Below are 15,143 nucleotides of genomic sequence, written 5' to 3'. Positions count from 1 at the left end.
GTCGACGCATGACGGCAACCTCCCCCACCCTCCGGAGGGGTGCGTCGCTCCGCGCCCGTCTGCGCATGACGGCGGCAGCCGTGGCCGTCGGTGCACTCGCCGTTGTCGCGGGCGTCGCGCATTCCTCGAGTGCCGCGGAAGCGGTCACGCCGGCTCCGAAAGCCGCGGCCGGGACGGAGCTGACCGCATCCATCACCGCTGATGACGCAGGAGTCCTGACGCCCGGCAAAGACCTGGGGGTCTCGGTCACGGTCTCCAACCCGACCGACACCGCTTTCCAGTCGGGTACCGTCTCGCTCTGGGTCGATCCGGTGGCGCAGAACGACCGGAAGGCGCTGGCGTCCTGGCTGGCGTCCACCGAGTCCGTCTCGGGTGCGGTCGACCTCGGCAAGGCGCAGCTGAACACGCTCGAGCCGGGGTCGAGCACGGTGGTGCGCGTGAGCGCGCCCGCGGCCTCGCTCCCATTCGCCGGCCGCACGTCGTCGGCCGTCTTCGGGATCGGCGCCTTGGTTCATGCCGGATCCTCGGACGCCACCGCGCGCGGCTCCGCCGTCTGGTATCCGGGGGGATCGGCAAAGCAGGCCAGCGTCAACGTCGCTCTGCCGATCGTCACGCCGTCGGGCACGAACGGGATCATCGGGGCAGACGACCTCGCGACCTACACGGCGCCCAACGGCATCCTGACCCGCGAACTCGACGGCCTCGCCGGGCACACCACCGTCACGGTCGGCATCGATCCGATGATCATCGCCTCGATCCGTGCCCTCGGCAACGCGGCCCCGGCGAGCGCGCTCGACTGGCTGGAGCGGCTAGCCGACCTGCCGAACGAAACCTTCTCACTGGGTTACGGGGATGCGGACCTCGCCGGGCAGATTCAGGCCGGCCTTCCGACGCCGCTGCAGCCGACCTCTCTCTCGTACGCGATCGACCCCAAGAACTTCACTCCCGCGCCCACTCCCGTGGGGGAGCCTGCGACGGCGACGCCGACCCCGACACCGAAGGCCTCGACGTCGACGCCCAGCCCAACCCCGACGACCAGCCCGGGCCCCGTCCTGCCGACGATGGATGAGTTGCTGGCCTGGGACTACACCCTCACCGGCATCGGCTGGCCGGGCGACAAGACGGTCCGCCGTGCCGACCTCGCGCCGCTCGCGGCAGCCGGACTGAAGACGACGATCGTCTCGGGCAGCAACACCAACGCCAATGACCTGAGCACGACCCCCAACGCCACCCTGAGCTCGGGCGACACGCACATCCTTGCTTCCGACCAGGCACTGAGCGACGCACTGCGCCAGGCGATCTCCGCCCCCAGCGACGTCGCGTGGAACTCGGCCATGTCGAAGGTGAACGCGCAGCTCGAGCTCATCGCGCAGGAGTCCGGCGACGCGCGCAGGCTCCTCGTGGCGCTCGACCGCTCCTGGCCGTCGAGCGGAACGCAGCTCGAGCGCACGCTCAACGCACTGTTCTCCTCGCCGTGGTCCGCCCCGGCTTCCTTCCCGGCGATCGCCGGCGCACCGCAGACAGCCGGATTCGACCTCGTCGACACTCCGGAGAGCGCCGACCGCATCACCGGCATCCGCGCGCTCATCCAGGACGAGGTCGCGCTGGGCCAGTTCGCCACGGTGCTCGACGACCCGACGACACTGACGGGCCGGACCCGTTCGGATCTGCTCGCCCTGCTCGCCGTCTCGTGGCTGAACCCGCGAACGGACTGGAACGCCGCCGTCGCGAAGGAGCGGGCGTCGACGGACAAGACGCTGCACTCCATCCGCATCCTGCCGACGGAGAACGTCAACCTCGTGAGCGCCCAGGGGTCCATCCCCTTCACGGTGAGCAACGGCCTCACCGACGAAGCCGTGACGATCGTGCTGACCGCCGCGCCGTCGAACGGGCGGCTCGAGGTCGACCAGTCGACCACGAAGCGCATTGTGAAGGACTCGCGCGCTACCGTCCTCATCCCCGTCAAGGCGAAGGTAGGCAACGGCCAGGTCGTGCTGTCGCTGCATCTGTACAGCCCGACCGGCGTGCCCATCGGCGACCCCACCTCGGTGACGGTGGATGTGCACGCCGACTGGGAAGGCATCGGCGCGCTGATCTTCGGCATCCTGCTGGTGCTGTTGTTCGGCTTCGGGATCGTCCGGAATATCCTGCGACGGCGGTCGAAGCGCGCGGAGGATGCCGCAGAGGCGGTCGGGGACGGGGAGGCCGAGGCGCAGGGCGACGGGGGTGCCGAGGACGTAACCCCGTCAGAGGGTTCCGCTGCGGCACCGCCTCCCGAGGAGCGGCCCGGTGGCTAGCGTCGGCCGCGCGAGCGCTCTTCTCGCCTCCGGCACCCTGGTGTCGCGCCTCCTCGGGTTCGCGAAGGCGTGGCTGCTGGTGCAGGCGATCGGCGCCATCAGCTTCGCCGCAAACGCCTACGGAACGGCGACGATCGTCCCCAACAGCGTGTACGCGATCATCGCGCAGGGCATCCTCAACGCCGTTCTCGTCCCGCAGATCGTCCGCGCCTCCGTCAACGCGGACGGTGGCCGTGCGTACATCAACAAGCTCGTCACACTCGGCATGGTCGTCTTCGCCGCCGTCGCGGTGGTCGCCACGTTCCTCGCACCGGTCCTGGTGTCCCTCTTCGGCATCCCCGCGGCCCAGAAGGACCTCGCGACCGCATTCGCCTACTGGTCGCTGCCGCAGATCTTCTTCCTCGGCCTCTACACACTGCTCGGCGAGGTGCTGAACGCGCGCAAGTCCTTCGGGCCGTTCACCTGGGCGCCGGTCGTCAACAACGTGATCGCCATCGTGCTGCTCGCGGCCTTCATCCTCGCCTTCGGCACCGCCGCCTCGGGCAAGCACGACAGCGGCTGGTCGTTCTGGATGATCGCGCTGCTCGCCGGCGGCGCCACTCTCGGCGTGGCGGTGCAGGCGCTCATCCTGTTCGTCTTCTGGCGGCGGGTCGGGCTCCGCTTCCGGTTCGACTTCGGCTGGCGCGGGGTGAACCTCGGGACGGCGGGCAAGGCCGCGGGCTGGACGTTCGCCATGCTCATCGCCACCCAGATCGCGGGTCTGGTCGAGACGAACGTCTCCAACTCGGCGGGAGAGGCCAACGCCGGTCCCTTCGTCATGCAGAACGCGTGGCTGATCTTCATGCTCCCGCACGGCATCATCGCCGTCTCCATCGTGACCGCGTTCTACACCCGCATGGCCGAGCACGCGCACCGGGGCGCAACCGCCGACTTCCGTCAGGACTTCTCGTCAGCGGCGCGGTCGATCATGTTCCTCATCGTCTTCTCGTCCGCGGCCCTCATCGTCACGGCGTACCCGATCGCTCGCGTGTTCACCGGCGACTATCAGGCGATGGGGCTGGTCCTCATCGCGTACCTGGTCGGTCTGGTGCCCTTCTCGCTCGTCTTCATGGCTCAGCGCGCCTTCTACTCGCTGGGAGACACCCGCACGCCGTTCTTCTTCACGCTGGCCCAGGTCGCCGTCATCCTCGCCGGCGTGCTGCTCTGTTTCCTCGTGCCCGCCTCGAACCGGGCTGCTGCCGTCGCACTCGTGGTCTCGATCGCGAGCTTCGTGCAGGCGATTCTGGCCTTCGCTCTGCTGCGCCGACGCACCGGGGGAGTGGATGGGGCGCGCATCCTGAGCTCGCTCTGGCGCTTCCTCGTCGCCGCCCTCGCCGCCATGGCCGCCGGCGCGGGCTTCCTCATCATCCTCGGCGGTGTCGAGAGGGGGGCGTTCCCGGTGAGCGGCCCGATCGCGGCCGTCGTCGCCACCGCGATCGTCGGCGTGGTCATGCTCGTCGTCTACGTCGGCTTCCTGGGGATGCTGCGATCGCCCGACCTGGAGGCCGGTCTCGCGCCCCTTCTGGGCCGCGCCGGAAGGCGTTCACGCACGCCCAGGTGACACGGAATAGCATCCGCCTAGGATGTGTTCTACAGGTCGACGCCTCCAGACGAAGGTGTCGCGATCAGGTCAAGGAGTTCCGCCGTGCGGCAGATCATCATCATCGGTTCCGGCCCTGCCGGTTACACCGCGGCCATTTACGCGGCCCGCGCCAATCTGAAGCCGCTGCTGATCGCCTCCTCGGTCGAGGCCGGCGGTGAGCTGATGAACACCACGGAGGTCGAGAACTTCCCGGGGTTCCCGGAGGCCGTCATGGGCCCGGACCTCATGTTCAAGATGCAGGCGCAGGCCGAGAAGTTCGGCACCGAGATCGTCCTCGACGACGTCGTCTCCGTCGACCTGACCGGTGAGGTCAAGCGCGTCACGCTCGGATCGGGCGCGGTGCACGAGGCTCTCGCCGTGATCTTCGCGACGGGGTCCGCATACCGCAAGCTGGGCCTGGAGGACGAAGAGCGCCTCTCCGGCCACGGCGTCTCCTGGTGCGCCACCTGCGACGGGTTCTTCTTCCGCCAGCGCACGATCGCTGTCGTCGGCGGCGGGGACTCGGCGATGGAGGAGGCCACCTTCCTCACCCGGTTCGCCGACAAGGTGTACGTCATCCACCGCCGCGACTCGCTCCGCGCCTCCAAGATCATGCAGGACCGCGCGTTCGCCAACGACAAGATCGAGTTCATCTGGAACTCCGAGGTCGTGGCGATCGGCGGCGACGAGCAGGTGCAGAACATCACCCTCCGCAACCTTGTCACGGGCGAGGAGAGCGAGCTGCAGCTGCACGGCCTGTTCATCGCGATCGGCAACGACCCGCGCGTCCACCTGGTCCACGGTCAGCTCGACCTGACCCCCGAGGGTACGATCGCGGTCGACGGCCGGAGCTCGAAGACCAACCTGCCCGGCGTGTTCGCCGCGGGTGACGTCATCGACCCGACCTACCGCCAGGCGGTCACCGCCGCGGCGTCCGGTACGGTCGCCGCGCTCGACGCGGAGCACTACCTGACGACGCTTCCCCAGAACTTGCTCGACAGCGCAGCGGATGGCGCGTCGGGTGACCTCGAACTCACGACCACCGCATAAGGAGATACAAGAAAATGTCAGCAGCACGTTCGGTTACGGACTCCAGCTTCGAGCAGGACGTCCTCAACAGCGAGAAGACCATTCTGGTGGACTTCTGGGCTGAGTGGTGCGGTCCGTGTCGCGCCGTCGGCCCGATCCTCGACCAGATCGCCTCCGAGCACGCCGACAAGATCGAGATCGTCAAGCTCAACGTCGACGAGAACCCGCAGACCGCTGCGAAGTACCAGATCACCTCCATCCCCGCGATGAAGGTCTACCAGGGTGGCGAGGTCGTCAAGACCGTCATCGGCGCCAAGCCGAAGCCCGCCCTCGAGGCCGACCTGGCCGCCTACCTCGCGTAGCGCGACCCGTCCTCTTCAGACCCGTCCGGCGCTCACCCGCCGGGCGGGTCTTTTTCGTACCCGGCGACGCATCGATTTTCTCCGCGGCGCGTCGCCCCCATAGCATGGCTCAACGGCAGAGAAACGGAACTCACACGTGATCGAACAGGGCACTCCGCAGCAGCGGGGCAACAATCTGGACCCGTGGTATCACCACTACGCGCAGCGTACGAGCGGCCTCGCCGCCAGTGAGGTCCGAGCCCTGTTCGCCGTCGCCAGCCGCCCCGAGGTGGTCTCGCTGGCCGGCGGCATGCCGTTCGTCTCCGCCCTCCCGCAAGACCTGGTGGTCGGCGCGATGGATCGCGTCATGCGTGAGCGGGGAGCGGTCGCCCTGCAGTACGGCTCCGGTCAGGGCGTTCCGGCGCTGCGCGAGCAGATCCTCGAGGTCATGGCGCTCGAGGGCATCAGCGGCAGCGCCGACGACGTCGTCGTCACCACCGGCTCGCAGCACGCGCTGGAGCTGTTCAGCAAGCTCTTCATCGACCCGGGCGACGTGGTGCTCGCGGAGGGCCCCAGCTATGTGACCGCGATGGTCATCTTCAAGTCGTACCAGGCCGAGGTCGACCATGTCCCGATGGATGCGCACGGCCTCATCCCCGAGGCGCTGCGCGAGCACATCGCGCGGCTGAAGGCGGCCGGACGACGCGTGAAGTTCCTGTACACCGTGCCGACCTTCCATAACCCTGCCGGCGTCACCCTCACGTGGGAGCGGCGACTGGAGATCCTCGCGATCGCGCGAGAGAACGACATCCTGGTGCTGGAGGACAATCCGTACGGGCTGCTCTACTTCGACGAGAAGCCGCCCGCGGCGATGCGCTCGGTCGAGAAGGACGGCGTCGTCTACCTGGGGACGTTCTCCAAGACGCTGGCTCCGGGGTTCCGGGTCGGATGGGCCCTCGCGCCGCATGCCATCCGTGAGAAGCTCATCCTCGCCAACGAGGCGGCCGTACTGAGTCCCAGCTCGTTCAGTCAGCTCGTGATCTCGGAGTACCTGCAGGACGCGGATTGGAAGGCGCAGATCGACACCTTCCGCGGCGTCTACCGGGAGCGCAAGGAGGCGATGATCTCCGCACTGAATGAGCACCTGCCCGAGCTGAGCTGGACCGACCCGACCGGCGGGTTCTATGTCTGGCTCACCCTGCCGCCGCACCTCGACTCGAAGGCGATGCTCCCTCGCGCCGTGACCGAGCTCGTGGCCTATACGCCGGGCACGGCCTTCTACGCCGATGGATCTGGTGCTCACAACATCCGGCTGTCGTTCTGCTACCCGACTCCGGAGAACATCCGGATCGGTGTGCGCCGGCTCGCGAACGTGATCGGCGGGGAGCAGGACCTGCTCGACACCTTCGCCGGCACCGGCCCGCTCGAAGCCTCTCAGCGCCGCAGCCGCACGAGCGCCAACCCTCCGACCGATCTGCGCTAGAGAAAGACCTGATCATGGCCGAAAAAGCAGCACTGAATGTCGTCGTCCTCGCCGGGGGGATCTCGCACGAGCGCGACGTCTCCCTGCGCACGGGGCGCCGCGTGGCGGACGGGCTGAACGCGCTGGGCCACACGGTGACCTTCCGCGACCCCGATGCCTCGCTGCTTGCCTTCTTGGAGGAGTCCGCGCCCGACGTCGTCTGGCCGGCGCTGCACGGCGCCAGTGGAGAGGATGGGGCACTGCGCGGCCTGCTGGAGATCACCGGCGTGCCGTTCGTGGGGTCGCGAGCCGATTCCTCCCGTCTAGCCTGGTCGAAGCCGACAGCGAAGACGATCGTCGCCCGTGCAGGAGTCGCGACACCGGAGTCGGTCACCCTTCCGCAGGAGACCTTCCGTGAACTCGGGGCGGGCAGTGTGCTCACGACCGTGCTCTCGGGACTGGACCTGCCGGTCGTCGTGAAACCCGCCCAGGGCGGGTCCGCGCAGGGCGTCACCATCGTGACGTCGGCCGAGGAGTTGCCGCGCGCCATGGTCGACGCCTACACGTATTCGGATGTCGCGCTGATCGAGCGCAAAGTCGAGGGCGTGGAAGTCTCGGTCGCCGTGGTGGACACCGGCGATGGTCCGGAGGCCCTTCCCGCGGTGGAGATCGAACCCGTCGACGGTGTGTACACCTTCGACGCGCGATACAACGCGGGGGAGACCCGGTTCTACGTGCCCGCGCGGCTGGACGAGAAGGTCCTGGAGGCGGTGGCCGAAGCAGCGCGCACCGCCCACAATGCGCTGGGCCTGCGGCATCTCTCGCGGATCGACCTGATTGTCGACAGCGCTGGAACCCCTTGGTTCCTCGAGGCGAACGTCTTGCCGGGCCTGACAGAAACCTCCATCATGCCGCAGGCGATCAGCGCCTCCGGGCGTGAGCCGGCCGAGGTGTACGCGGCGCTGGCCGCCGCGGCGATCGCCGACGCCTGACCCCGCGTCTCGCCGTTTCCGGACCGAGTCCTCGGGCTGTCAGCTGTAGCTGGGTTGCCCGATCTCGTCGAGGATCCGGTTGAGGTCTTGGATGGTGGCGAAGTCCACGACGATCTGGCCCTTGCGTGCGCCCAGGGAGATCTTTACCCGAGTGTTCAGCCGATCTCCCAGCTGACCAGCAATTTCATCCAAGTGGCCGCGGTGCCGACCTGCCGTCGCCTTAGTGCGCGGCGGCTTCGGGGTCTTGCTGGCGGCGGCCTCGGCCGCCCGCACGGAGAGGTCTTCGTTGACGATCTTGTCGGCGAGGCGGATCATCGCCTCCTGGTCGTCACCGAGTGACAGGATTGCGCGGGCGTGCCCTGCGCTGAGCACGCCGGCGGCGACACGCGCCTGCACCGACGCGGGCAGCTTGAGAAGCCGGATGGTGTTGGTGATCTGCGGGCGCGAGCGACCGATCCGGGTCGCCAGCTCCTCCTGGGTGATGCCGAAGTCGGCCAGGAGCTGCTGGTAGGCCGATGCCTCTTCGAGCGGGTTCAGCTGGCTGCGGTGGAGGTTCTCCAGCAGCGCGTCACGCAGCATGTCCTCGTCGGCCGTGTCCTTGACCACTGCGGGGATGGAGTCGAGCCCGAGCTCCTTGGTGGCACGCAGGCGACGCTCACCCATGATCAGTTCGTAGCGGCCCGGCTCGTCGGGGAGCGGGCGCACGACCACCGGCTGGAGCACCCCGACCTCGCGGATGCTGGCGATCAGCTCATCGAGCGCGTCTCGATCGAACTCGGTGCGCGGCTGAACACGGTTCGGAACGATGTCGGCGGGGGAGATGCTCGCGAGACGTGCACCGGGAACGGCGACGAGGTCATCCTCACGCTCAGCCACCGCGACCGAGGAGCGCGCTGCTGCGCCGCCGGCGTTGTTGTCCGGGAAGAACACGTCGACGGGACGAGCGGACTGGTCGCTGGTCGGGATGAGGGCGCCGATTCCTCGGCCCAATCCGGTGCGCTTCGCTGCCATTAGCGGGGTACTCCTCTTCGTGCGATTTCGGCGGCCGCCTCCATGTAGGAGAGCGAACCGCTGGAGTTGGTGTCGTAGCTGATCACGCTCTGGCCGTAGCTGGGTGCTTCGGAGATACGGACGGAGCGCGGGATGATCGTGTCGAGCACTTCGTTGGGGAAGTGCTCGCGAACGTCCGCGGCTACCTGATGAGCGAGGTTCGTGCGGGAGTCGTACATCGTCAGCAGGATCGTGGACACCTGCAGCTTGGGATTCAGGTGACGCTCGATCAGCTGGATGTTCTTCAGCAGCTGGCTGAGGCCTTCGAGCGCGTAGTACTCGCACTGGATGGGAATGAGAACTTCGCTCGCAGCCACGAACGCGTTGATGGTGAGCAGACCGAGTGACGGCGGGCAGTCGATGAGCACGTAGTCGATGTCGTACTCGTCGAGGAAGCGGTTGAGGGCGCGTGACAGCCGCTGCTCGCGCGCCACCATGGAGACGAGTTCAATTTCGGCGCCGGCGAGGTCGATGGTCGCCGGAACGACGAAGAGCCCATCGAACTCCGGGCTCTTCTGAATCACCTCTTCCAGCTCCCGGTCGTTGACGACCACGTCGTACACGCTAGGCGTTCCTTCGCGGTGTTCAACGCTGAGAGCCGTCGACGCGTTACCCTGCGGGTCGAGGTCGATCACCAGCACCCGTGCGCCCGACTTGGCGAGCGCCGCGCTCAGGTTGACCACCGTCGTGGTCTTCCCGACCCCACCCTTCTGGTTGGAGATAGTGAAGATGCGCGTCTGCGACGGAAGGGGCAGCGTCGTGGATGCGATCACCTGCCGGCGGCGGGCCAGGTCCTGAATCTCCTCCGCCAGGGGAGTGCCTACGTCAAAGCTGTCGTCCGTCGTGTCGGCATCCGTCACGCTGTCGATCTCACCTACTCCGCCGTGCTCGTCCTGATCGTGCTCGTCCTGATGGGGTTGTTTCACGTGAAACTCGCGTCGCTCCATGATGCGTGGCACCGGCTTCCGGCTGGTCGTCGGCACACCAGCAGCGCACCCGTGAACCACTCTAACTCGGATGTCCGACGCTTTCCGCGCGGCGCGCAACCTGTGGAGAAGTGTCGTTCCGTACGCGCGCATAAGCGAGGTGCGGTAGTCCGTTTCACGTGAAACATTGACCTCTGCCGTCCCGGCCTTCCACTCGAAGGGCGGCCTGTAACGATCGGCGCCTCGGCGATCACCCCTAACCGGAGCGAGACTTCGTGCTGCGCGCGTTTCACGTGAAACGTTGGGTCGAGCGGATCACCACCGGCCGGCCAGCGGCTTGAGCCCAAGGTTCCGTGCAGAGCCAAGATGAGCGACTGCCTGGGCAACCCGAGTTCCCCCACGGCAACGAGTACCACGGCCAGGGTTGGGCACCGGGCGGCGCCGCGGCGGCCCACCGGGGAGTGCGCGGGGTGCGCGGGACTCGGTTGACCCCATCGACGTGGACACGCAGTCCATTCGCCCCTCACGTCGCGTGGTCGATGTGAGGAACGAATAGCGGATCCTGCCAGTCGCGCGCCGTGGTTCGCGTACCGGGGTCGACGCGGCGCAGGCCAGACTGTGCGCAAAAGGTCGTGGGTAGCACTCGTCGACGTTGACCCGCCCGCCACGACTTCAGGGAGTCCGCCCCCTCCACCCGTACCGGTGCAAGTCGAATCGCTCGATCGGATCGCGCCTGCGCACCTTCTGAGGGCATCCGTCCCAGCATGCATAGCGGATGGAATGGTCGGGCCCTGGGCCCGGCCTTCACGGGGTCCCCGCCACCATTCCGTCGTGGGCCGGATCACACTTCAAAAGGCCGCTTTTGATACGCCAGAGGTCGTTTGCGCACATGCTGCGTTCCTCCGCCGCCCTGCGCTGGCCCGTTGGTGTGCACACCCTCCTGCCACGCGAAAGCGAGCTGCACGGAGGGTCGATCCGGGGAGGAGCGATCGTGAACCGAGCGCACACGCCATCGGAGTGGAGAGCGGCGCGATCAGGCGGTCTACGGGGCCCTCGAAGCGCTCGCGCCGCCGGTGACACTCCGCGTTACGCACGTCGAGGCGGCCGAAATCCGGCGCTGTTTCACGTGAAACAACATCGGCCCTACGAAGCGCGCGACCGCTGCGCGCGCGTTACCGCTGCAGTAAGCGTCGGCGTGGACGGTGAAGACCCAGTTCGGACGGGCCACTTGGCGCCCATCGACCGCCAGGCTGAAGCGCACCGCAACGGCGCCTCGGGGCGACTATAGTGCTAGCGCAGATGATCGGCGAGCCCGAAGGTCGCGATTCAGGCGAGTCACTCCAATCGAAGGACTCAGCTCATCGGCGCCCGGTCGGGGGAGGACGAAGCTGAGCATCGCGTCGCCGCGGGGCCAGCCGCTCTCTCCCTCCGGCTGGCATTTGGAGAACTGCCAGAGACCTGACTCCTCGGTTCCTGGTCTCTGGTGAGAAAACAGCGGCGAACGCGCAATTGGGTACCCCAGGCCGCGCCAGGTCGACATCGCGGCGAGCCATCGAGCGGCTGTCGGCCAACCCAGTGAACGTGAACGTGACCGCCCGGACCAGCAGGCATTGCAGCGTTTCACGTGAAACGTTGCCCGGACCCGACTGCGGGCGCCGTGGCGGCAAGGATCCGAGCCCAGTGGCGCCGAACAACGACGCCCGCGGTCACCACACCCCCCGAACCGGCCGACTACAGCCTCTTGCCTGTGGAACACGCCACCTCGACCAAGGGGATCCAGTAGACGCTGAACTATTACACGTACTTCAGGCGTCTCAACCCCGATGAGACGCCTGGTGCATCCACCAGAAGGCCTGACCCAGTTCCCGAGTTCCATCATCGGTCGGCGCGCCCATCCGAACCGAAAGCACGCTCCAGGTCGTCGACGTTGGCGTCACTCGAGCACCGCCACGCTTCCGGCGAGAAGCATCCAATCCACCAGTCAGCCAACCACGAGCTGAAGAGCCAACGACGTCCGCGCAGGCTCCATCACTGTCGCGACCGCGAAACGTGCCCCGCGGACGCGAATCGAGACCGGAGCCGGCGTCAAACATCGCCTCAGAATGGCTCTGACACAACGGAAGCACGTGCTCCGCTTGCCAGAGAACGATCCTAGGCGTGCTCGCGGTGCCGCCGAGCGGTCCGAATCAGCGCACGCGGGCGCGAATAACGCGCGTGACCTCCGTCAAGACACCCTCACCGAGGGTGAGGACCTCGATATCGGTCACCTTGTACTTCCGAATCTCCTTGGCTGCGGCTTCGACCTCGGCTGGCGCGGCGGCGCCCTTCATCAGGACGAGTTCACCACCGTCGCGGAGCAGGGGAGCGGTCAGCGGTAGAAGCTTGCGGAAAGCGCTGACGGCACGGGCCGTCAATTGGTCGAGTGGATCATCGATGCGCGCATCCTCGGCGCGCGCCCGGAGGACCACCACATTGTCCAGACCCAGCTCCACGACCTGCTCGTTCAGCCAGGCCACGCGTCGCTCCATCGGCTCGATCAAGACGAACGACACGTCGGGCCGGGCAATGGCGAGCACCAGTCCCGGAAGCCCGGCCCCACTTCCGACATCCCCGACTCGCCCTGATCGAAGCAGAGGAGCGACGATCGCGCAGTTCAGGATGTGGCGTGACCATAGGCGGGGGAGTTCGAGCGGCCCGATCAGACCACGTTCTTCACCCTGCAGCGCCAGGTTGCGCGTGAACTCGCGCGCGAGCTCGATACGGTCGCCGAAGAGGACGGCCGCCGTCTCCGGTTCGTGCTCGACCTCGGTCACAGTTTCACGTGAAACTAGCCGGCGGTGATGACCGTGTAGCGGTCGCGGCCTTCGCCACGCGACGTGGACACGTAGCCGCGCTCCGACACCACGTCATGCACGAGCTTCCGCTCGTACGACGACATGGGGGGAAGCGCCGCCTCGGCCGCTCCCTCGTCGAGACGCTCGATCGCGCGGTCGACGAGACGCGCCAGCTCAGCCTGGCGTGCATCGCGAGAGCCGGCGATGTCCAGGATCAAGCGGGAGTACCCGCCGGTCTGGTTCTGCACGGCCAGGCGCGTCAGCTCCTGAAGCGCGGCGACAGTGTCTGCATTGGCCAGGAGCGAGAGGTTGGACGACTCGTCGTCAGTGTTGACCGAGATGTACGCACGACCGTTGCGGGTGTCGATGTCGATGTCGCCGTCGATGTCGGCGATGTCGAGCAGCTCCTCGATGTAGTCAGCGGCGATGTCACCCTCGCGGTCGAGATCGGCAGCAGTCGGCTCGGACGTCTCGGCAGAGACGGAAGCGTCGTCCGCCACCACCTCGGTGAGGTCGGCGGGATCGGGGGAGGAGGTCTGCACGTCAGTCATCGGTTGAAGATCCTAACTACTTTCCGGCCTGCTTCTTCGCGCGAGCCTTGCTCACCGGCTGAACACGCTGAACCTGCTTCTTGGGCTGCTCCTCGACGGTCAGCACGGTCGCCCCATCCGGCTGGACCAGCTTGCCCTTCTTCGCGAGGCGCGCCTCCCGAGCCTTGGCCGCGTCCGACCCGGGGGTCGGCATGTTGCGGATGACGAGGAACTGCTGACCCATGGTCCACAGGTTCGAGGTCAGCCAGTAGAACATGACACCGAGCGGGAAGGCGAAACCGGAGAAGAGGAACACGAAGGGGAGCAGGTAGAGAAGGATGCGCTGCTGCTTGAACTGCGGGCTCGCCTTGGTCTCCGGCGACATGTTCTTCGAGACGATCTGCAGCTGGGTGAGGAACTGCGACCCGGTCATCAGAATAACCATAACGGCCGCGATGATCATGACGGCGACCTGCGGCGGGTGCGCGTTCATCGCACCCTGGAAGCTCTGGTGCAGCGGTGCGACTCCGAAGAGCGTCGCATTTCCGAACTGCTGGGCAAGCTCCTCATTCAGCGGGCCGACACCGGCATGGCCGCTCTGGGCGCCGTTGAGCACCTGGAAGAGCGAGAAGAACACAGGCATCTGGAGCAGGAGAGGCAGGCACGAGCTCAGCGGGTTGGTGCCGGTCTTCTTATAGAGGTCCATCGTCTCGCGCGACATGGCCTCGCGAGAGAACTGATCCTTCTTGCCCTTGTACTTGTCCTGGATCTTCTTCAGCTGCGGCGCGATCTCCAGCATTCGTCGCTGGTTCTTGATCTGGCGCACGAAGATCGGAATGAGCGCGGCACGCACGACGACGGTCAGGCCGACGATGGCCAGGACCCAGGTCAGACCCGCGGCCGGGTCGAGACCCATCTGCGTGAACAGCCAATGGAAGGCGACGAGGATCAGCTCGACGACCCATTTAATGGGCCAGAGGATGAGTCCGATGATGTCAGGCATGACTTCTTGCTAGGCCTTTCCCTGGCTGGTGGCGACGACGAATCCGAACGGGGTCACCCGATACCGCGGCTTCTTCGGCGGGGGGACGTCGTCGACCCCGCCGGCCGCCCACGGGTGGCATCGGGCGATGCGCCGGATACCGAGGAACGAACCCACGATCACGCCGTGCTGCTGGATGGCCTGCAATGCATAGGCCGAACACGACGGGTAGTACCGGCAGACATCGCCGTAGAGCGGCGAGATCACGGCCCGATACGCACGCAGCACCAGCACCGCGGCATTGCGCGGCGCGAGGAGCACTGCTGCGAGCGCGGTGTTCATGAACGGACGCTGCCCTTACTGAGATGACTGCGGCTGGTGAAACGGGACGATGCCCGTGAGAGCTCTTCGTGCAGGCTAGCCCACGGTGCTTGAACGGAGGCTGGCAATGCGCGCACGACCACGTCGAGCCCGGCAGTTTCGCCCGGACCCGGAGAGTACAGCGGAAGCAGATCGTAGGCGGCGGCTTTGAGGCGACGCCGGATCCGGTTCCGCATGACTGCGTTACCGACCGTCTTGCTCACGATAAAGCCGAATCGCACCACACTGGAGTCCGGATTCGGGCGGATGTACGTGACGGTGGACGCTCCAGTGAAGCGAGCACCGCGTCGTACGGTCGCCCGGTAGTCCGCCCCCCGCGTGATGCGATTGGCTTTCGCGAGCACCGGAAGCGGTTACGCCGAGAGCTTCTCGCGGCCCTTGCGGCGGCGAGCGGAGAGGATGGCGCGACCCGCGCGGGTGCGCATGCGCAGACGGAAACCGTGGGTCTTCGCACGCTTGCGGTTGTTCGGCTGGAAGGTTCTCTTGCTCATATCTATCTCCGTGGTGGTCTCTTCACAGGCCTGTGCTGAGAGAAAGGGCCAGCACGGGGAGGCCAGGAAAGTTACAGGGCAGCCGTAACGGCCGCAAGTCAACTGATTAAAACTACGGCCTGGGGTGGGACGAGGTCAAACCGATCGAGTCAAATCCACTGATTATGCACGGTATTGGCAGGGAAGCGATGGCCGACGCGCCGTCGT

The 15,143-nt window shown here is 66.8% G+C and carries 14 protein-coding genes; 6 read left to right on the top strand and 8 right to left on the bottom strand.

Annotation, left to right across the window (positions count from 1 at the left end):
• Positions 1-8: 8 nt before the first annotated feature.
• The 6 genes from ACF1AJ_RS13415 (at position 9) to ACF1AJ_RS13390 (ending at position 7,742) form a co-directional block, all read left to right on the top strand.
• A complete protein-coding gene (locus ACF1AJ_RS13415; protein ID WP_391507796.1) occupies positions 9-2,297 on the top strand; it encodes a DUF6049 family protein in 2,289 nt (762 codons plus the stop codon).
• The gene (murJ, locus tag ACF1AJ_RS13410; RefSeq protein WP_391507795.1) at positions 2,290-3,897 is read left to right on the top strand and encodes a murein biosynthesis integral membrane protein MurJ; all 1,608 of its coding nucleotides are present in this window, start codon (positions 2,290-2,292) and stop codon (positions 3,895-3,897) included. The genes ACF1AJ_RS13415 and murJ overlap by 8 nt, the downstream gene beginning before the upstream one ends.
• An 84-nt stretch (positions 3,898-3,981) precedes the next feature.
• Positions 3,982-4,968: a thioredoxin-disulfide reductase gene (gene trxB, locus ACF1AJ_RS13405; protein WP_018189021.1), complete on the top strand. Its 987-nt coding sequence runs from the start codon at positions 3,982-3,984 to the stop codon at positions 4,966-4,968.
• Between the two features lie 14 nt (positions 4,969-4,982).
• Positions 4,983-5,309 (top strand): thioredoxin, encoded by a 327-nt coding sequence (gene trxA / locus ACF1AJ_RS13400; RefSeq protein WP_020076187.1) that lies wholly within the window; start codon positions 4,983-4,985, stop codon positions 5,307-5,309.
• 136 nt (positions 5,310-5,445) lie between these two features.
• Positions 5,446-6,771 carry a PLP-dependent aminotransferase family protein gene (locus ACF1AJ_RS13395; protein ID WP_391507794.1) on the top strand — a complete coding sequence of 442 codons (1,326 nt, stop codon included), beginning with the start codon at positions 5,446-5,448 and terminating at the stop codon, positions 6,769-6,771.
• 14 nt (positions 6,772-6,785) lie between these two features.
• The gene (locus ACF1AJ_RS13390; RefSeq protein WP_391507793.1) at positions 6,786-7,742 is read left to right on the top strand and encodes a D-alanine--D-alanine ligase; all 957 of its coding nucleotides are present in this window, start codon (positions 6,786-6,788) and stop codon (positions 7,740-7,742) included.
• 39 nt (positions 7,743-7,781) lie between these two features.
• On the opposite strand, the gene ACF1AJ_RS13385 is transcribed toward ACF1AJ_RS13390, so the two are convergent.
• From ACF1AJ_RS13385 to rpmH, 8 genes are all read right to left on the bottom strand, one after another.
• Positions 7,782-8,753 (bottom strand): ParB/RepB/Spo0J family partition protein, encoded by a 972-nt coding sequence (locus tag ACF1AJ_RS13385; RefSeq protein WP_391507792.1) that lies wholly within the window; start codon positions 8,751-8,753, stop codon positions 7,782-7,784.
• A complete protein-coding gene (locus ACF1AJ_RS13380) occupies positions 8,753-9,739 on the bottom strand; it encodes a ParA family protein (protein ID WP_391508764.1) in 987 nt (328 codons plus the stop codon). Before ACF1AJ_RS13380 ends, ACF1AJ_RS13385 begins: the two co-directional genes overlap by 1 nt.
• Positions 9,740-11,904: 2,165 nt before the next feature.
• Positions 11,905-12,531: a 16S rRNA (guanine(527)-N(7))-methyltransferase RsmG gene (rsmG, locus tag ACF1AJ_RS13375; protein WP_391507791.1), complete on the bottom strand. Its 627-nt coding sequence runs from the start codon at positions 12,529-12,531 to the stop codon at positions 11,905-11,907.
• A 14-nt stretch (positions 12,532-12,545) separates the two neighbouring features.
• Complete coding sequence (locus tag ACF1AJ_RS13370) at positions 12,546-13,103, bottom strand: protein jag (protein WP_391507790.1); 558 nt, start codon at positions 13,101-13,103, stop codon at positions 12,546-12,548.
• A gap of 16 nt (positions 13,104-13,119) precedes the next feature.
• On the bottom strand, positions 13,120-14,085 hold the full coding sequence (gene yidC, locus ACF1AJ_RS13365) for a membrane protein insertase YidC (protein ID WP_391507789.1): 966 nt from the start codon (positions 14,083-14,085) through the stop codon (positions 13,120-13,122).
• Between the two features lie 9 nt (positions 14,086-14,094).
• Positions 14,095-14,406 (bottom strand): membrane protein insertion efficiency factor YidD, encoded by a 312-nt coding sequence (yidD, locus tag ACF1AJ_RS13360; RefSeq protein ID WP_391507788.1) that lies wholly within the window; start codon positions 14,404-14,406, stop codon positions 14,095-14,097.
• Positions 14,403-14,789, bottom strand: coding sequence for a ribonuclease P protein component (gene rnpA, locus ACF1AJ_RS13355; RefSeq protein ID WP_391507787.1), 387 nt, complete (start codon positions 14,787-14,789; stop codon positions 14,403-14,405). The genes yidD and rnpA overlap by 4 nt, the downstream gene beginning before the upstream one ends.
• Positions 14,790-14,798: 9 nt before the next feature.
• Complete coding sequence (rpmH, locus tag ACF1AJ_RS13350; protein ID WP_018189031.1) at positions 14,799-14,936, bottom strand: 50S ribosomal protein L34; 138 nt, start codon at positions 14,934-14,936, stop codon at positions 14,799-14,801.
• Positions 14,937-15,143: the final 207 nt, after the last annotated feature.

Origin of the sequence: Leifsonia sp. NPDC014704, assembly GCF_043083605.1 — a bacterium.
GTDB lineage: Bacteria > Actinomycetota > Actinomycetes > Actinomycetales > Microbacteriaceae > Leifsonia.
This window is presented reverse-complemented; position numbering and strand designations above follow the sequence as displayed.